Source organism: Streptomyces mangrovi (assembly GCF_900114215.1).
GTDB lineage: Bacteria > Actinomycetota > Actinomycetes > Streptomycetales > Streptomycetaceae > Streptomyces > Streptomyces barkulensis.
The window spans coordinates 82051-100224 of the sequence record NZ_FOSG01000010.1 but is presented as its reverse complement, the minus strand read 5'-3'; the positions used below and the strand labels follow the sequence as shown (position 1 = coordinate 100224).

Sequence of the window (18174 nt, the reverse complement as noted above, 5' to 3'; positions counted from 1 at the left end):
CCTTGAGCGGGGTGGGCGCTCAGATGTTATCCGTGCACGGAGAGTGACACTCCGGGTGCGAGGGGGTGCGAGGGGGTGCGAGGGGGGTGCGAGAGAGCACGGGGAGAAGTGGAGGGAGGACGCGAAGAGGCGGCCACCGGTGTGCGGTGGCCGCCTCGGTGCGGCGGGGAGGACGGGGATGCCGGGCGCCGGGTGCGTGCCGGGCCTACTTCAGCGCGCCCGCGGTCAGCCCCGCCTGCACCTGGCGCTGGAAGACGACGTAGACGACGAGGATGGGCAGCACGGCCAGGGTCAGTCCGGCGAAGAGCCCGCCCCAGTTGCCGCGGTAGCCGGTCTGGGCCGCCAGGTTGGCCAGGCCCTGGGTGAGCACGTACTTGTCGGCGTCGCCCACGTGCACCACCTGGGGGATCAGGTACTGGTTCCACTGTCCCAGGAAGTTGAAGATCCCCACGCTTATCAGGCCGGGCTTGGCCATCGGCAGCATGACCTGGAAGAAGATCCGGCTGTGCGAGGCGCCGTCGATCTCGGCGGCCTCGGCGATGGAGGAGGGCAGGGTGCGGAAGAAGGCCGACATGAAGAAGACGGTGAACGGCAGCGAGTAGGCGATGTAGACCAGGATCAGGCCGTGGTAGGTGTTCAGCAGCGCGAAGTTCTTCATCACGAAGAACAGCGGCACCAGGGCGACGATGATCGGAAACGCCATGCCGCCGACGAACAGGAAGTACACCAGCCGGTTGCCGGGGAAGTCGTAGCGGGCCAGGACGTAGGCCACCATCGAGCCCAGCAGCATGGTTCCGATCACCGAACCGCCCACCACGATCACCGAGTTGATCGTGTACTGGCCGATGTTCGCCTCGTTCCAGGCGAAGGACCAGTTCTCCCAGTTCAGCCTCTTCGGAAGCGACCAGGGGTTCTCCAGGATGGCACCGGAGGACTTGAGGGAGTTCATCACCGCCCACAGCAGGGGTCCGGCGGCCATCACGGCCCACAGCACCAGGAAGGCGTGCGAGAAGGCGTTGAGGGTGCGCCCCTCCGTGCCGCCCCCACTCCGCCCGGCGTCCTTGCCCGGCGCGTTCGCGGGCCGGCGCGGGCCGCCTGTGCCCTTGGTGAGGGCCGCGGCGGTCTCCTCGGGGTCCCCCGGCCTGAGGGAGGGCGACGGTTCGGCAGTGGTCATGACTGGTTCTCCCGCTGGCCTGTCAGAACTCGATCCGGTCCTTGCTCCGCCCGAACGCCATCGCCGCCACGGAGAAGACCATGGTGACGATCAGCAGGGCGACGGCGACGGCGGTGGCGTAGCCGGCCTGTCCGTCCTGGAACGCCTTGTTGTACAGGTAGACCGGCGCGACGATGGTCGAGTAGGCGGGGCCGCCCGCGTTCACCGTCAGGATGTGCACCACGGCGAAGGCGTCGAGCGCCATGATGCCCATGTACACCCAGCCGGTCTGCACGGTGTCGCGCATCAGCGGCAGGGTGACGCGGAAGAACGTGGTCGTCCGGCCGGCGCCGTCCAGCAGCGTCGCCTCGTAGATCTCGCGGGGGATGGAGCCCATCGCCGCGGAGAACAGGACGACGTAGAAGCCGACGTTCGCCCACACCATCACGATCACGACGCACCAGAAGGCCAGCCGGGGGTCGCCGAGCCAGCTCTGCTGCCACTGGCCCAGGCCGACGGCCGACAGTACGCCGTTGAGCAGGCCGCCGACGGGGTTGAAGATGTATTTCCACAACACCACGACGATCGCGATCGACAGCGCCTGCGGGAAGAAGTAGACGATCTTGTAGAAGTGCGAGCCGCGCACCCCCGCCACGGCCTCGCCCCGCCGGTGCCGGCCGCCGACGTTGAGCATGAAGGCGAAGAACAGGCCCAGTCCGAGGGTGATGACGGGCAGGACCAGCAGCAGCAGGACGTTGTGCCACAGCGCCTTGCGGAAGATCTCGTCCTCCATCAGGCGGCTGAAGTTGTCCAGCCCGACGAAGGCGAAGTCGCTGCTCAGTCCCGTCCAGTCGGTCAGCGAGTAGTAGAACGTCTGGAAGAAGGGCGACACGACCAGGACGCCGTAGAGCACCAGGGGCGCCGCGAGGAAGCCGGCGACGAACCGGTACTTCAGATAGGTCCGGTGGTGGGGGGAGACGCGCCGCTCCCCGCGGCCCCCGCCGGACCTTCCCGGCGGGGATGCCGCTTCCTTGGTGGCCTCGGCAACCGCCGGACCGTCACTGGCCATGCCGCCCTCGTCCCATCTGCGTCTTCCGGCTGCTTCGGCTGTTCCGGTTCTTCCGGTTCTTCCGGCCCCCGGCGGGGGTCCGGCTCACGCGTGCTTGTACTTCCTGACGGAGTCGTCCTTGGCCGTCCGGTCGGCGTACTCCTGGCACTTGTTCATGGCCTCGGCGGGCTTCATCCGGCCGGCCAGCAGCTCGGCGAGCACCGAGCCGATCTGCTCCTTGTGGAGGGTCTGGTACCAGTCGAAGATGCGCGGGTTGACCACGTTGTCCCCGGCGTCCTTGAGCGCCTGGCTGGAGGAGGCCAGTCCGGGGGACATCTTCATGCCGTCGGTGGCGCCGGCCACGCAGGTCAGCGACTTCACCAGCTTGGAGAAGTTCTGCGCCGACTCCTTGCTCAGCATGATCCGCAGCAGTTCCATGCCGCCGGCCGGGTTCTTGGCCTGGGCGGGCACTATGAACGGCTCGCCGGCCTGCGCCCACAGGGTGCCGAAGGGCATCTTGTCGGAGTCGTCCAGTCCGGTGACCGCGCCGCAGGCCATGTCGAAGTCGGCGGGCGTGGTGTCGGCGGCCTCGTTCTCCACCCAGGAGCCGTTGGGGATGAAGAGGCACTTGCCCTTGGTCCACTGGGTCTGGGACTGGATGTGGTCCAGGCCGGGGGTGCCCCGCAGGATGTAGCCCTTGGCGGACAGCTCGTGGTAGGCCTCGAAGGCGCTCTTGACCGCGCCGTGCTTCCAGGCGCCCGGCTCCAGGTTGTCGATGGCGTCCAGGACCTCCCGGCCGCCGATCTTCCCGATGAACGGGTAGAGGGTGAAGGGGATGTAGTACGGGTGCTGGCCGGCGTACGTCCAGCCCGCGATGCCCTTCTTCTTGGCCTTGGCGCACAGGGCGAGCATCTCGTCCCAGGTCCTGGGGTACTCCCAGTCGTTGTCGGCCAGCAGCTTCTTGGAGTACCACTGGCCGTAGACGGTGTAGGCGTAGTTCAGGCGCCAGACCTTCTCGTCGCCGTACTGGCCCATCTCGATGGTGCCCGGCAGGAGGGTGTCGCGGACCTTGGTGTCCGGGTCGTCGACGGAGGGGGCGTCCAGCAGGGGGCTCAGCTCGGCGAGCTGGTCCTTGGCGATCAGGGTGGCCGCGTCCATCTGCTCGGCGCCGGAGTTGTCGATGAGGTCGGGCGGGTTGCCGCCGACCATTCTGGGCTGGAGGACCGAGCGGATCTTCTGGGTGGGGGTGAGCTTGACCTTGCCGTAGCTCTCCTCGTAGATCTTCGCGGCGTCCTTGCCGTACTGGGTGCCGAAGCCGCCGTCGAAGATGACGAAGTCCAGGCCGGCGTCCTTGTTGACGCCCAGCGGGTTGTCCTTGGTCTTCTGGCCCTTGGCGACCTCGGTGTCGCCGCCGCCGTCGCTGCTGGCGCAGGCGGAGAGCGCGCTCATGGCGGGGACGGCGATCAGGCCGGCCGCGGTGGCCCGCTTGATCAGATCACGACGGTTGACATCGGTGGATCCCATGCTCAAGTCCTCGCCTTCTGTGGAGGACTCCGGCGCCGTGCCGGAACTCCCCCACACCGCTTGTGAGTTGAAGCTGAGTTGTGCGGGATGTAACGCCGGTTGTGCGAAGCCGTGCCGCGCCCTGGCCGGACCCGTCCTCCTCCGGGGCCGCGACTTTCGAGCCTTCGTCTTCTCATATGACCGCTCGGACGCCGACAGGTATAGTCCACTCTCCTTCCGGGGGGCAAGATCGGTGCGCGTTCGGGTGCCAGTCTTTCCCGAGTTGAGACCTCCGGGAAACGCGGCGGGGCCGTACCTCCCACCATGGGAGGTACGGCCCCGCCGTCACCGCTTGAACGCCGCCGTCCGGGGCGCTGTCCGCCGCCCGGTCACCCGGGCGGCGGACAGCGCCCCCTCACTCGCGGGTCATCCGCGGATGATCCGCAGGTCACCCGCGGATCAGCGAGCGCAGCACGTACTGCATGATGCCGCCGTTGCGGTAGTAGTCCGCCTCACCGGGGGTGTCGATGCGCACCGTGGCGTCGAACTCCACGCCGGTGTCGGTGGTCACCTTCACCGTGCCGGGGATGCCGCCCTCGTTCAGCGCGGTGATGCCGCTGACGGAGAAGGTCTCCTCACCCGTCAGGCCCAGCGACTCGGCCGACTGCCCCTCGGGGAACTGCAGCGGCAGCACGCCCATGCCGATCAGGTTCGAGCGGTGGATGCGCTCGTAGCTCTCGGCGATGACGGCCTTGACGCCCAGCAGCGCGGTGCCCTTGGCCGCCCAGTCGCGCGAGGAGCCCGAACCGTACTCCTTGCCCGCCAGGACGACCAGCGGGATGCCGGCGGCCTGGTAGTTCTGGGAGGCGTCGTAGATGAAGGAGACCGGCCCGCCGTCGACGGTGAAGTCGCGGGTGTAGCCGCCCTCGGTGCCCGGCGCGATCTGGTTGCGCAGGCGGATGTTGGCGAAGGTGCCGCGGATCATGACCTCGTGGTTGCCGCGGCGCGAGCCGTAGGAGTTGAAGTCGCGGCGCTCCACACCGTGCTCGGTGAGGTACTTGCCGGCCGGGGTGTCGGCCTTGATGGCGCCGGCCGGGGAGATGTGGTCGGTGGTGACCGAGTCGCCCAGCTTGGCCAGGACGCGGGCGCCGGAGATGTCCTGCACCGGCTCCGGGTCCATGCCCATGCCCTCGAAGTACGGGGGCTTGCGCACGTAGGTGGACTGCGGGTCCCACTCGAAGGTGTCGCCGGTGGGCACCGGCAGCGCCTGCCACTGGGCGTCGCCCGCGAAGACGTCCGCGTAGCTGGAGCCGAACATCTCCTGGCCGATCGCGGAGGCGACGACCTCCTCGACCTCCTGCTCGGAGGGCCAGATGTCCTTGAGGAAGACCGGGTGGCCGTCGGAGTCGGTGCCCAGCGCCTCGGTGGTGATGTCGGTCTTCATCGAGCCGGCGATGGCGTACGCGACGACCAGCGGCGGGGACGCCAGGTAGTTCATCTTGACGTCGGGGTTGATCCGGCCCTCGAAGTTGCGGTTGCCGGAGAGCACCGAGACCACCGCGAGGTCGTGCTCGTTGACCGCCTTGGAGACCTCCTCCGGCAGCGGTCCGGAGTTGCCGATGCAGGTGGTGCAGCCGTAGCCGACGAGGTTGAAGCCCATCTTGTCGAGGTACGGGGTCAGGCCGGCGCGGTCGTAGTAGTCCATGACGACCTTGGAGCCCGGGGCCAGGGTGGTCTTGACCCACGGCTTGCGGGTCAGGCCCTTCTCCACCGCCTTCTTGGCCACCAGGGCGGCGGCGACCATGACGTAGGGGTTGGAGGTGTTGGTGCAGGAGGTGATGGCGGCGACGGTGACGGCGCCGTGGTCCAGCTCGTACTCGGTGCCGTCGGGGGCGGTGACCTTCACCTTGGCGGCCGGTGCGCCGTTGGAGATGGCCGGGGCGTCGGAGGCCGGGAAGGACTCCTTGCTGGCCTCGTCGACGTCGCCGCCGTCCTTGACGTAGTTCCGCACGTCCTGCAGGAACTGGTTCTTGGCGTCGGCCAGGACGATGCGGTCCTGCGGGCGCTTGGGGCCGGCGATGGAGGGCACGACGGTGGAGAGGTCGAGCTCCAGCTTCTCGGAGAAGTCCGGCTCGGCGGCCGGGTCCAGCCACAGGCCCTGCTCCTTGGCGTACGCCTCGACCAGCGCGAGCTGCTGCTCGGAGCGGCCGGTCAGGCGCAGGTAACTGATGGTCTCGCCGTCGATGGGGAACATCGCGGCGGTGGAGCCGAACTCCGGCGACATGTTGCCGATCGTGGCGCGGTTGGCCAGCGGCACCGCCGAGACGCCCTCGCCGTAGAACTCGACGAACTTGCCGACCACGCCGTGCTTGCGCAGCATCTCGGTGATGGTGAGCACCAGGTCGGTGGCGGTGGTGCCGGTGGGCAGCTCGCCGGTCAGCTTGAAGCCGACCACCCGCGGGATGAGCATGGAGACCGGCTGGCCCAGCATCGCGGCCTCGGCCTCGATGCCGCCGACGCCCCAGCCCAGCACGCCCAGGCCGTTGACCATGGTGGTGTGCGAGTCGGTGCCGACCAGGGTGTCGGGGTAGGCCTGGCCGCCCCGGACCATGACGGTGCGGGCCAGGTGCTCGATGTTCACCTGGTGGACGATGCCGGTGCCGGGGGGAACGACCTTGAACTCGTCGAAGGCGGTCTGGCCCCAGCGCAGGAACTGGTAGCGCTCGCGGTTGCGGCCGTACTCCAGCTCGACGTTCTGCGCGAAGGACTCCGGGGTGCCGAACTTGTCGGCGATGACGGAGTGGTCGATGACCAGCTCGGCCGGGGCCAGCGGGTTGATCTTCGCCGGGTCGCCGCCGAGCTCCTTGACGGCCTCGCGCATGGTGGCCAGGTCCACCACGCAGGGCACGCCGGTGAAGTCCTGCATGATCACGCGGGCCGGGGTGAACTGGATCTCCTGGCTGGGCTGGGCACTGGCGTCCCAGCCGCCCAGCGCCCGGATGTGGTCGGCGGTGATGTTCGCGCCGTCCTCGGTGCGCAGGAGGTTCTCCAGGAGGACCTTCAGGCTGTACGGCAGCCGGGCGGAGCCCTCGACCTTGTCCAGCCGGAAGATCTCGTACGACTCGTCGCCCACCTGCAGCGTGCTGCGGGCGTCGAAGCTGTTCGCCGACACGACAGTCTCCTTCAAGTGCATGGGTTCGCGCGTACCACCGCGATCCTGCCGCCCCGGGCCCCGACCGCTTCGCTCAGGCTCACCTAAGTGGAGGGTCGCCCGGCGAAGCCTCGGTGGACGCGGCGGCGGTACGTCTCTCGGTAGATATCTCGATGTCGAGATAACTCTAGTACATGGCCGCTCCACGGTCATGCCCCGCCTCACTCCGGGTACCCGCACACCCTCCGCCAAGCACCGGCGGAGGCGGGAGGCGAACATGCGCTTGCCCGATAAAAGGGTGAAAGTAAGAAGAAAAACAGAAACTCACCCAAGCCCCGGATGTTGACATCTCATATCTGAGATAACATCCACCACATGACCGACGACTACCTCATGCGCATCGGCAAGCTCATCCGTGACGCCCGCCAGCACCGTGGCTGGACCCAGGCCCAGCTGGCGGAGGCGCTGGCCACCAGCCAGAGCGCGGTCAACCGCATCGAACGAGGCAATCAAAACATCAGCCTTGAGATGATCGCCCGTATCGGTGAAGCCCTGGACAGTGAGATCGTCTCATTGGGCTACTCCGGCCCGATGCATCTGCGGGTCGTCGGAGGCCGCCGCCTGTCCGGCGCCATCGACGTCAAGACCAGCAAGAACGCCTGCGTCGCCCTGCTGTGCGCCTCCCTGCTGAACTCCGGCCGCACCGTGCTGCGCCGGGTCGCCCGGATCGAGGAGGTCTACCGGATCCTGGAGGTGCTCGGCTCCGTCGGAGTACGCGCCCGCTGGATCAACGACGGCGCCGACCTGGAGATCGTCCCGCCGGCCGAGCTGGACCTGGACGGCATCGACGCCGACGCCGCCCGCCGCACCCGCAGCATCATCATGTTCCTCGGCCCCCTGCTGCACCGCATGGACCACTTCCGCATCCCCTACGCCGGCGGCTGTGACCTGGGCACCCGCACCGTGCAGCCGCACATGAGCGCGCTGCGGCACTTCGGCCTGGAGGTCACCGCGACCGAGGGCACCTACCACTCGGTGGTGGACCGCTCGGTGCGCCCCACCCGCCCCATCGTGCTGACCGAGCGCGGGGACACCGTCACCGAGAACGCCCTGCTGGCCGCCGCCCGGCACGACGGCACCACCGTCATCCGCAACGCCTCCTCCAACTACATGGTCCAGGACCTGTGCTTCTTCCTGGAGCAGCTCGGCGTGCGGGTGGAGGGGGTGGGCACCACCACGCTCACCGTCCACGGCGTCCCCCACATCGACCGCGACGTGGACTACTCCCCCTCCGAGGACCCGGTGGAGGCGATGAGCCTGCTGGCCGCCGCCGTGGTCACCGAGTCGGAGCTGACGGTGCGGCGGGTGCCCATCGAGTTCCTGGAGATCGAGCTGGCCGTGCTGGAGGAGATGGGCCTGGACCACGACCGCGGCGCGGAGTACCACGCCGACAACGGCCGTACCCGCCTGGTCGACCTCACCGTGCGGCCCTCCAAGCTGGAGGCGCCGATCGACAAGATCCACCCGATGCCGTTCCCCGGCATCAACATCGACAACGTGCCCTTCTTCGCGGCCATCGCCGCCAGCGCCCAGGGCAAGACCCTCATCCACGACTGGGTCTACGACAACCGCGCCATCTACCTGACCGACCTCAACCGGCTCGGCGGCCGCCTCCAGCTCCTGGACCCCCACCGCGTCCTGGTCGAAGGCCCCACCCGCTGGCGGGCCGCCGAGATGATGTGCCCGCCCGCCCTGCGCCCGGCCGTGGTCGTGCTGCTGGCGATGATGGCGGCCGAGGGCACCTCGGTGCTGCGCAACGTCTACGTCATCAACCGCGGCTACGAGGACCTGGCCGAGCGGCTGAACTCGGTGGGCGCGCGCATCGACATCTTCCGCGACATCTGAGAGCCGGAATGCCGCCGCGCCCCCTCCGGCCCGCGATGCGCTGTGATGCGGCGGGCCGGGAAGGGGCTGCGGCGGCAGGACCGGCAGGACCGGCCGGGCTCAGCCGGGCTGGGAGGCGGAGACGGCACAGGCCGCGGACAGCAGCTGGGCGTCGAGCAGGCCGGCGTCCGCGAGCCGGGTCCCTCTGGAGTACGCCCCGAGGACGGCCTTGGCCAGCGGAAGCGCCTCGGGCGGGCGGCGGAGCAGCGGCCTGACCCAGGCCTCGACGGCCGCGTCGAGCTCACCGGCCGGCACCGCCTTGTGGAGGATGGACATCTCCTGTGCCGTCTCGGCTCCGAACGGGGCGCAGGTGAGGAGCAGTTCGCGGATCCTGGCGGTTCCGGCCTCGCTGAGCAGCCGGGGCAGGACACCGCCCCACACCGGTGCCACGCCCAGGGCGACCTCGGGCAGCCGGAACCGGGTGGTGTCCGCCCCGGCCCGCAGGTCGCAGAAGACGGTGAGGGCGAGGCCGGCGCCGACGACCTTGCCGTGGACTTGGGCGATGGTGATCGCGGTGGTGGTGTCCAGGGCTTCGCAGACGCGCCGGGCCTTGTCGGCGATCACCCGGAGTCCGCCCCCGGTGGGGTCCGCCTTCAGGGAGGTGGCGAACTCCTCCCGGTCGGCGCCCAGGCAGAAGTGCTCCCCCGCCCCGGAGAGCACCAGGACCCGGATCTCGGGGCGGTCGTTGGCCGCGCCGAGGACGGCGAGGAGTTCGTCGAGGATGGCGGCGGTGAGGGTGTTGCCGGTCTCCGGGCTGTTCAGGCGGACGTGCAGAACGGGTCCGTCCTGGCTGACGTGGAGCGTCTTGTACCGGTTGTCTGTCGGGGTGGTCACGGGCACCTCATGGCAGGGCGACGGGCAGGGTGAGCATGCGGCGGAAGGCGACCCGCGGTGCCCACTGGGGCTCGCGGGCGAGGACGAGGGAGGGGAAACGTTCGAGCAGGGCGGTCAGCAGGGTCGTGGCCTCCAGGCGGGCCATAGGCGCGCCGAGGCAGTAGTGGATGCCCCCGCTGAAACTCAGGTGGGACGCTCTGCGGCGGACGTCGAAGGTGTCGGGATCGAGGTGGTGGGCGGGGTCGCGGTTGGCGACGCCGATCATGAGGTGCACCATCTGGTCCGCGCGGATGTCGACGCCGGCGAGGGTGAGGTCCTTGCGCGCGATGCGGCTGGCGACGTGGGTGGGGGCGTCGTACCGCAGCGCCTCCTCGACCGCCGCGGGAACCTGCTCGGGGTGACCGCGCAGCCATCCCCACTGCCGCGGGCGCTCCAGGAGGAGCTGGACCGTGGTGGCCAGCAGGGTGGAGGTCGTCTCGAGCGCGGCCAGGAGGACGAACAAAGTGGTGTGGTAGACGGCCTCGTCGGCGGCCTCCCGGTCGGGCTCGATCTCGTCCCAGGCCCGGATCCAGGCCGAGACCGGATCGGAGCCGGGTCTGGAGCGGCGCTCGCGGACCAGGGCGGTGAAGTAGCCGCGCAGCTGCGCCGTCGCCGCGTCGGAGAGCGCGAGCTGGCTGGCGGAGGGGAGGAGTTCCTGGGCGAAGACCTGATCGTGGGTGAGGTCGCGCAGCAGCGGGTAGTCGGCGGGCGGCAGGCCGAGCCACCGGCCGATGGTCATGACGGGCAGTTCCTCGGCGACCAGGGGCACGAAGTCCGCCTCCCCGCCGGTGAGATGTTCGGCGAACCGGTCGAGGAGACCATCGGTGATCCCGGCGACCGGGTGCCGCAGTTCCTCCAGCGCTCTGCGGTCGAGCCTGCTGCTGGTCACCCGGCGTACCCGTGTGTGGTCGGGCGGGTTGAGCGCGGGCAGGGTCTTGCTCATCTCCTGGGAGGAGACCGCGCTCCACCGCGTCGCTTCCCCCTGACTGGCACGCCACCGGGCGTCGGGGACGTGCCAGTCCCTGCTGCGCAGTACCTGGTCGGCCAGGCCGAAGGAGGTGATCAGGTGACCTCCCCAGGGGGCCGGGATGATGTCCCCCATCGCCCGGAGCTTCGCGTAGTAGGGGTAGGGGTTCCGCTGGCCCGCGGCGGTCCGCAGGCGGGATATGAGGGTTGCGGCGGAACGCCGGTCGACGGATGGGGCTATCGCGGGTTCCACGCTGAGGGCTCCTTCGGGACAAGCAGTCAGAATGACCTGCCGTCCCTACCCGTACGGCGTGATGACTATGCGAATATCCCTCCGTCACATGCTGTTACGTAGATCACGCTCCAGTGAGCCACTTGAGGAAGGAACTCCACCGCGTGGCCTTCGCATGGGACTGCGACATGGGGGGCGCGGCGTGGTGGGCGGGCTCCGCGGCCGACGCCGAAGCCTGCCGCGCACGGGCCTGGGTCTGCCGGGCCGACGGCGGGGCGGGGGTGAAGTGGACGGGCAGGGTGGTGAGTGTTCTGCTCCAGGGTGTCGGCTGCCAGGTCAGGCGGTCGAAGTCGATGCCCAGGGAGATGTCGGGCAGCCGGGTGAGCACCCTCTCGATCGCCCTGGTCCCGATCAGGTTGGCGGGGTCCTTGGCGGGGCACACGTGGGGGCCCGCGCCGAAGGCGAGGTATGCCCGCCCCCTGAGGGCGTAGCGGCTCTCGGTCACGGCGGGGTCGGTGTTGGCGGCCGCGAAGCTGATCACCACGGGATCGTCGGCCCGCAGGACCCTGCCGTCGAGCTCCACGTCCTGCACGGGGTAGTGCACGGCGTAGTTGGCGATGGGGGCGTACTTCCACAGCACTTCGTTGACGGCGTCCTCGACCAGCACCTGGGTGCCCGTGTACCGGTCGTCGCCGAGCATCAGGGCGATGCCCGTGCTGATGAGGGAGGTCAGCGGTGCGGTGCCTCCCGACAGCAGCGTGACGAGCTGGTTGACCATCTCGTCGTCGTTGAGGCCCGCGGGGTGCTTGAGCATCTGGGAGGTCACGTCGGCGCCCGGTGACCGCCGCTTGAGGGTGACGAGCCGGTGCAGGGCCTGTCCGAGGATCTGATTGGCCTGCTCGGCGTCGGATCCGCCCTCGAAGATGCCGGAGACGCCGAAGACGATGTCGTCGCCGATGTCGGGCGGGCACCCGAAGAGTTCGCTGAAGACCAGCAGGGGCAGCTGCTGGGCGTAGTCGGTCACGAGATCGGCTCTGCGACCGCGGCCGCTGATCTGGTCGATGAGGTAGTCGGCGACCTGTTCCACGTGGCGCCCCAGCTGATGGGGGTCCACGGTGTCCAGGCCGTCGGTCGCCACCTGCCGCAGCCGCGCGTGGTCGGCCCCGTCGGAGAACAGGGCGTTGGGCCGGTAACCCATCATGGGCAGGGCCGGGCTGTCGGCCGGTATGCGGCCCTCGTTGAGGGCGCGCCAGCGGCGTGCGTCCCGGACGAACGTGTCGGGGTGCTGCAGGATGTGCAGCGCGGCCGCGTAACTGGTCACCAGTTCCGCTTCGACGCCGGGCGCCATCTCCACGGGCGCGCTGGCCCCGAACTGCCTCAGATGGTTGTAGTAGCTGTCGGGGTCGATCCCGAACTCGGGTGTGTACAGGGGGACTCTGCCGTGGGCGGGGCAGCCGGGCGGGGGCTGCCGGTAGTCCGGTTGGTGCTGCACGGGGTGCTCCTAGTCGGTGCGGGAGAGGAGATACTCCACGAAGGTGATCAGAGTGTTGGCCGAGGATGCCTGATCCCGGACGTCGCAGGGAACCACGGGTACGCCGTCGGGCAGGTTGAGCGCCTCGCGGACCTCGTCGGCGGCGTAGGAGGGGGATCCGTCGAAGCGGTTCACCCCGACCGCGCACGGGAGTCCGTACTGCTCCACGAGGTCCAGGACGGGGAAGGACTCGCCCAGCCGCTCCGGGTCGACCAGCAGCAGCGCGCCCAGGGCCCCGATCGAGAGGTCCTCCCACAGTTGCTGGAAGCGCTGCTGTCCGGGGGTCCCGAACAGGTACAGGACCAGCTCCTCGCTGAGGGTGAGGCGGCCGAAGTCCAGGGCGACCGTGGTGGTCGTCTTGTCCGGCGTGCCGGCCAGGTCGTCCACCCCGGTGCTGGCCTCCGTGATCAGTTCCTCGGTGCGCAGCGGCTCGATCTCGGAGATGTTGCCGACGAAGGTGGTCTTGCCGACACCGAAGTGACCGACGACCAGGATCTTCACCGTCGTCCGGACGGACCGGCCCAGGTGTACCGGTCCACGGTCAGGCGAATCGAGCACGGAGGCCATGCAGTACATCCTCGAGAAGTTGTCTGGGGACGCGCTCGGCGCTCGGCACCGGAGCACGGGTCAGGATCATTCCTTTTTCGGCCAGTTCCGCGAGCAGCCCGCGCACGATCCCCAGGGGGAGGCCGAGGTACCCGGCGATCTCGACGACCGAGAGGTAGCCGCCCATGCACAGTTCCAGCACGCTGCGGCTCTCCGGGGATATCACCCACCTGTCGGGCGCGTCGTCGGCGGCCGTGATCAGTGTCGTCACCGAGAACTCCCGTTCGGAGGGAATCTCACGGCCGCCCGTGATGACGTAGGGACGTACTAATCTTCCGGTCAGCTCGAAGGCCGAATCTTCAGTGCTCACGATCCATCAGCCATCTCGCGAGGCGGGGCGGTCATCTCTTCGCCGAGGCTCTGCACGAGCTGGTGCATACGGAAGGTGATCCCTTCCATGTCGACGTCCGTCGAGGCCGAGACGGCCAGGTACGCCCCGCTGCCGGCCGCCACGAGGAACAGCCACCCGTGGTCGAACTCGACCACCGTCTGACGCCACTGCTGCTCCCCGTCGGTGCCCACGAAGCCCGCCGTGGAGCGGCTGATCGACTGCAGGGCGCTCATCGCCGCGGCCGTCCTGTCGGCCAGATCGGGGTGAAGGCCCTCGGTCATGCCTCGCTTGAGACCATCCGCCGAGACGAGCAGCGCATGCCGCGCGCCGGGCACCTTCAGGATGTTCGCGAGCATCCATGACAGGTCTTCCTGCATCAAGAGTCCTGTCCTTCCTGGTTCGTCACGGGGAGCTGTCGCCCCGTCCGCGTGCCTCTCTGCAGCGCCGCCATTCTGGCGGCGGCGGACTCCACGTTCTGCCCGGGCTGCCTGCCGGCCTCCGGGGAGGTGGTGTGCACGAGGGCGATGGGGGCCTTGCGTTCACCCCTCTTGGGCAGACCGTTGGCGGTGCGGTCGCCGGAGGAGTTCTGCGCGGCAGGGGTGTTCCGCGGGGTGGCGGCCATGTCTGGTGTACTCCTCCGCTCGGTGTACTCCGTCGTCAGGAGCCCCTCGGGGACACGCACGATCGCCCGTGCGCCGCCGAAGGGAGAGGTGGTGCTGACGTCCACGGCGAAGCCGAAGCGGCGCGCCAGTTCGGCCACCACGGGGAAGCCGAACTGCGGAGGGTTGCCGAGTTCGGACAGACCGGGCCGGTACTCGCCCGAGAAGAGCTCCGCGGCCTTCTGCTTCCTCTCCGGGCTCAGGCCCGGACCGGCGTCGTCGATGACGATGCACAGCCCCTGGTGGACGGGCTGGAGGTTCACCTCGATCGTGCTCTCGGGGCGCGAGTAGCTCGCGGCGTTGGCGAGCAGCTCGGCGACGGCCAGAGCGACACCGTCCACCGCGGCGGGGACGATGGCGAAGTTGCTCTGGGAGCGGATCTGGACCCGGTCGAAGGGACCGATCTGCCCCTGGGCACTGCGGATCACGTCATGGACCGACGCGGGTTCCCTGCGCCGCCCGGGGAACCCGCCGCACAGGATCGTGATGCCCAGTGCGCGCCGGGCGAACTGGGCGTTGGCACGGTCCACCTCCAGCAGCGACTGCAGGATCTTGTGGCCGCCGTACTCCTGTTCCAGCCGGTCCAGCATGAGCTGCTGCTCGCCGGCGAGGAGACGGAGCGTCTGCATGGCGGACTTGAGGACCGCGGAGATCTTCCCGTCGGTGATCTCCCTGACCTCCCTGGCGGCCTCCTCGGCGTTCTCCTCGGCCCCGGCCAGTCGTTTCCGGGTTTCCGCCAGATCCCTCTCCAGTTCTCCAATGCGGTTGTTCCGCAGCGTTAAATCGCTGACCAACTTCCGGGCGCGCCGTCTGCTCAGGAGGAGTACGGCCGTGGCGACAAGCGCCACAGCGGCCAGAACCCAGAAGACCGGGTCCGTGAAGTAATGTGCCATGAGCTCTCTTCGTTTAACGAGGGGCCATGAGTAAGACCGCGCTTCGCTTGTATCGCGGGAAACGCAGAAGCGCACCGGCACGCCGCGATCCCCCGCCGCGCCCGCTGCGTGCTCAGCACCGCCAAGCGTAGCCGCTGCGGATCCGGTGGTTCCGCACCGTCAGGAACTTCCCCTCACGGCACACTTGGCGGCCTGGGTCCGGCGATCAAGGTGCTGGTGAGCAAGCGCGCCGATCTTAGCACCGCGCATCTTGCCGCCGCTTTTGGAAAGTCGAGCCTTTTCACTATCGCGGGCATATTTCCCTGTCACTCACCTTTTGGGCGTTTTGCTTCTCCGCTCATCGGTGAGGACCATGCCGCGGGGCCGGGCGACGGCGAGCGCGGACCGGTCGGCGGCATCGCTTTTCGGACGGCTTTTGCGGAGAATCTTCCGGGTCTTCATACGGGTAAAGGCGCGCTCGTCGCGGGCACGGCCCTCGCGGTGGGAGGCGCCGTGTTCCTCTTTCCGTGCCGGCGTCCCGCCGGCCGGACGCACGGTTCGCCCGCCGGCGGGGCGGCAGCTTCGCGAGCCGGAGCGGGGGCAGTCCTCGGCCGGGTCGCGCGGCGGGCCCCCCGGCCGTGTCACCTCACCGCCGCAGCGGCTTTCGCGGCGGGGGCGAGGTCACGCCCGGGAAGGCCCCCCGAGGACGACCGTCCTCTCGTCGGAACAGGTCTCCGCGCTCTCGCCGGGCCGCTCCCCCCGGCGGAACTCCCGCGGGCTGACGCCGCGTTCCCGCTTGAAGGCGGTGCTCAGGGCGAAGGGGCCCGAGTAGCCCACCCGCCGGGCGACGCCGGCGATGGACAGCTCGGGGTCGCGCAGCAGTTCGGCGGCGAGCGTCAGCCGCCACCCGGTCAGGTAGGACATCGGCGGCTCGCCGACGAGCTCGGTGAAGCGGCGGGCCAGCGCCGCCCGGGAGACGCCGACGGCGGAGGCGAGCGAGGCGACCGTCCAGGGCCGGCCGGGCCGCTCGTGCAGCAGCCGCAGGGCCTGTCCCACCACCGGGTCGCCCTGGGCCCGGAACCAGGGCGGCGCGCCGGTGCCGGGCTCCGCGAGCCAGGAGCGCAGGACGTCGATGAGCAGCAGGTCGAGCAGCCGGTCCAGGACCACCTCCTGGCCGATCTCCTCCTTGTCCACCTCGGCGGCCAGCATGCCGATCAGCGGGGTGCGCGCGGCCGAGGCGGGGCGGAGGAGCAGGGCGGGCAGGCCGTCGAGCAGCCGGCGCCCGACCTCGCCGGGCGCCTGGTAGGTGCCGCTGAGCATCACGGTCGACCCCGTGCGGTGCGGCTGGCCCCAGGTGCGCACGCCCAGGGACATCGCCTCGGTGAGGTCCTCCCCCTCGGTGGTGCCGCAGCGCTGCCCGGGGCCGACCGTGATGCCCGGCGGCGTCGCGGGGTCGTCGGCGAGCGTGTACGGCTCGGGCCCGCGCAGGACCGCCACGTCCCCGGCCGCCAGCCGCGCCGGCTCGCCGCCCTCGCGCAGCACCCACGCCGAGCCGTGCAGCACGGTGACCAGCGACAGGGGCGCGCGGTCCTCGACGCGCAGCCCCCACGGCGGGTTGAACACCGACTTCAGCAGGAAGGCGCCTCTGGCCCGGGGGCTCCCCAGCAGTCCGCCGATCGTGTCCACAGCGCTCGTCTCCCCGCTCGGTCAGGCGTCCCAGATCCCGGTGGCCGCGGTCTCCCTGACGTACTGCGAGAAGTCCCTGGGCTCCCGCCCGAGCACCTCGCGGACGCCGTGCACCACGCCGGCGTTGCGGCCGTCGGTGATGAGGGTGAAGAGGTCCGCGAACTCCTCCGGCGCGCCCGCCTCCCGCAGCATCGCACGGTAGTCGTCGGCGCCGACCGGGGTGTAGGTGATGGTCCGGCCGGTGGCCGCCGACAGTTCGCGGGCCACGTCGTGGAAGCTCAGCGGCCGGGGGCCGGACAGTTCGTAGGTCTCGCCGATGTGCCGGTCGTCGGTGAGGGCGGCGACCACGACGTCGGCGATGTCGTCGGCGTCCACGAAGGGCTCGACGGCGTCCCCGGCGGGCAGCGCCAGTTCGCCCGAGCGGACCGGGTCGAGGAAGAAGTCCTCGCTGAAGTTCTGGTTGAACCAGTCGGCCCGCACCACGGTCCAGTCGCAGCCGGAGGCCTTGAGCGCCTCCTCACTGGCGACGGCGCCCTCCTCGCCCCGGCCGGAGAGCAGCACCAGGCGGCGCACCCCCCGCTCGACGGCGAAGGCCGCGAACCGCCCGACGGCCTCCTTCGCCCCCGGGAAGGCGAGGTCGGGGTAGTAGGTCACATAGGCGGTGCGGGCCCCTTCCAGCGCGGCCTGCCAGGTGCTCTCGTCCTCCCAGACGAAGGGAACCTCGCTGCCACGGGAGACGGGCCGTGCGGGGCGGCCGAGCGCCCGGAGGCGGTCGACCACCCGCCGTCCGGTCTTGCCGGTGCCGCCGACGACGAGGATGGGTGCGGTTTCGTTTCCTTGGGTGTTCACGGATTCATTGAAGTCCGCGCCCGGCGGACGCTCCATGGCTGCCGGGCTCACGTTCATACGCGATCGTCTCGGTACGCGGGCACGGGCCGCAGACAGGGGCCGCAGACAGGGGCCGCCCCTCCGGACGGCCACCCGGCCGCCGCTTGCAAAAATAAGAAGACCGGTCTACTTTCTCCGCATGGGTCAGAAGGGCGAGGAGACACGCGGCCGGCTTCTGGACGCGGCACAGCGGCTCATCGAGTCGGGCGGTTACTTCGGCGCGGGCCTCAACCAGGTGGTGGCCGCGAGCGGCGCCCCGAAGGGATCGCTGTACTTCCACTTCCCCGGCGGCAAGGACCAGCTCGTCGAGGAGTCCGTACGGCAGGGCGGCCGGGAGATCGCGCGGTTGATGGCGGACCTCGGCGAGGACGCCGCCCACCGCCGTCCGGCCGAGATGCTCACCGCCCTCGTCGGGCTCCTGGCCCACAGGCTGGAGGAGTCCGGCTGGCGCAAGGGGTGCCCGGTCGCCACGGTCGCCCTGGAGATGGCCGCCACCAGTCCGGAGCTGCAGAAGGCGTGCTCGGAGGTGTACCGCTCCTGGGAGGCGGCCCTGGCCGAGCGCCTGGCCGCGGACGGCCATCCGGCACCCGGCCAGGCCGCGACCACGGTGCTGTGCCTGATCGAGGGCGCGCTGGTGCTGGCCAAGGCGCACCGCAGCCGCGAGCCCCTGGACCGGGCGGCGCACTCGATCGCGTCCCTGCTGTGACCTGAACGGAAGGACCGGAGAAGAG

General features: G+C 69.9%; 15 protein-coding genes. 2 read left to right on the top strand and 13 right to left on the bottom strand.

The window, feature by feature from the left end; translation table 11 throughout:
• Window positions 1-205 precede the first annotated feature (205 nt).
• From BM237_RS15935 to acnA, 4 genes are all read right to left on the bottom strand, one after another.
• Window positions 206-1174 (bottom strand): carbohydrate ABC transporter permease, encoded by a 969-nt coding sequence (locus BM237_RS15935; RefSeq protein WP_093850328.1) that lies wholly within the window; start codon window positions 1172-1174, stop codon window positions 206-208.
• 22 nt (window positions 1175-1196) lie between these two features.
• Window positions 1197-2222, bottom strand: coding sequence for a carbohydrate ABC transporter permease (locus BM237_RS15930; RefSeq protein ID WP_093850327.1), 1026 nt, complete (start codon window positions 2220-2222; stop codon window positions 1197-1199).
• A gap of 84 nt (window positions 2223-2306) precedes the next feature.
• Window positions 2307-3725 carry an N-acetylglucosamine/diacetylchitobiose ABC transporter substrate-binding protein gene (gene ngcE, locus BM237_RS15925; protein ID WP_093850326.1) on the bottom strand — a complete coding sequence of 473 codons (1419 nt, stop codon included), beginning with the start codon at window positions 3723-3725 and terminating at the stop codon, window positions 2307-2309.
• A 427-nt stretch (window positions 3726-4152) separates the two neighbouring features.
• Window positions 4153-6876 (bottom strand): aconitate hydratase AcnA, encoded by a 2724-nt coding sequence (gene acnA, locus BM237_RS15920; RefSeq protein WP_093850325.1) that lies wholly within the window; start codon window positions 6874-6876, stop codon window positions 4153-4155.
• 354 nt (window positions 6877-7230) lie between these two features.
• Between acnA and BM237_RS15915 the strand changes: the two genes are divergently transcribed.
• Window positions 7231-8760: a helix-turn-helix domain-containing protein gene (locus tag BM237_RS15915; RefSeq protein WP_093850324.1), complete on the top strand. Its 1530-nt coding sequence runs from the start codon at window positions 7231-7233 to the stop codon at window positions 8758-8760.
• Window positions 8761-8859: 99 nt separating this feature from the next.
• On the opposite strand, the gene BM237_RS15910 is transcribed toward BM237_RS15915, so the two are convergent.
• The 9 genes from BM237_RS15910 to BM237_RS15865 all read right to left on the bottom strand — a co-directional run bounded on the left by BM237_RS15910 (window position 8860) and on the right by BM237_RS15865 (window position 17440).
• Window positions 8860-9633 (bottom strand): enoyl-CoA hydratase/isomerase family protein, encoded by a 774-nt coding sequence (locus tag BM237_RS15910; RefSeq protein ID WP_175541028.1) that lies wholly within the window; start codon window positions 9631-9633, stop codon window positions 8860-8862.
• Between the two features lie 7 nt (window positions 9634-9640).
• Entirely contained in the window at window positions 9641-10891 is a 1251-nt protein-coding gene (locus BM237_RS15905; RefSeq protein ID WP_093850322.1) for a cytochrome P450, read from the bottom strand.
• A gap of 103 nt (window positions 10892-10994) precedes the next feature.
• On the bottom strand, window positions 10995-12362 hold the full coding sequence (locus BM237_RS15900; RefSeq protein ID WP_093850321.1) for a cytochrome P450: 1368 nt from the start codon (window positions 12360-12362) through the stop codon (window positions 10995-10997).
• A gap of 9 nt (window positions 12363-12371) precedes the next feature.
• Window positions 12372-12968 carry a GTP-binding protein gene (locus BM237_RS15895; RefSeq protein WP_093850320.1) on the bottom strand — a complete coding sequence of 199 codons (597 nt, stop codon included), beginning with the start codon at window positions 12966-12968 and terminating at the stop codon, window positions 12372-12374.
• A complete protein-coding gene (locus tag BM237_RS15890; protein ID WP_093850319.1) occupies window positions 12943-13317 on the bottom strand; it encodes a DUF742 domain-containing protein in 375 nt (124 codons plus the stop codon). Before BM237_RS15890 ends, BM237_RS15895 begins: the two co-directional genes overlap by 26 nt.
• On the bottom strand, window positions 13314-13715 hold the full coding sequence (locus tag BM237_RS15885; RefSeq protein ID WP_093850318.1) for a roadblock/LC7 domain-containing protein: 402 nt from the start codon (window positions 13713-13715) through the stop codon (window positions 13314-13316). Before BM237_RS15885 ends, BM237_RS15890 begins: the two co-directional genes overlap by 4 nt.
• Window positions 13715-14890: an ATP-binding protein gene (locus BM237_RS15880; RefSeq protein ID WP_093850317.1), complete on the bottom strand. Its 1176-nt coding sequence runs from the start codon at window positions 14888-14890 to the stop codon at window positions 13715-13717. Before BM237_RS15880 ends, BM237_RS15885 begins: the two co-directional genes overlap by 1 nt.
• A gap of 660 nt (window positions 14891-15550) precedes the next feature.
• Window positions 15551-16555, bottom strand: a complete 1005-nt coding sequence (locus tag BM237_RS15870) for an AraC family transcriptional regulator (RefSeq protein ID WP_093850315.1) — start codon at window positions 16553-16555, stop codon at window positions 15551-15553.
• Between the two features lie 21 nt (window positions 16556-16576).
• Complete coding sequence (locus tag BM237_RS15865; protein ID WP_093850314.1) at window positions 16577-17440, bottom strand: NmrA family NAD(P)-binding protein; 864 nt, start codon at window positions 17438-17440, stop codon at window positions 16577-16579.
• A 142-nt stretch (window positions 17441-17582) separates the two neighbouring features.
• On the opposite strand from BM237_RS15865, the gene BM237_RS15860 reads away from it, so the two are divergent.
• Window positions 17583-18149 carry a TetR/AcrR family transcriptional regulator gene (locus BM237_RS15860; RefSeq protein WP_093850313.1) on the top strand — a complete coding sequence of 189 codons (567 nt, stop codon included), beginning with the start codon at window positions 17583-17585 and terminating at the stop codon, window positions 18147-18149.
• The last annotated feature ends 25 nt before the right edge of the window (window positions 18150-18174 follow it).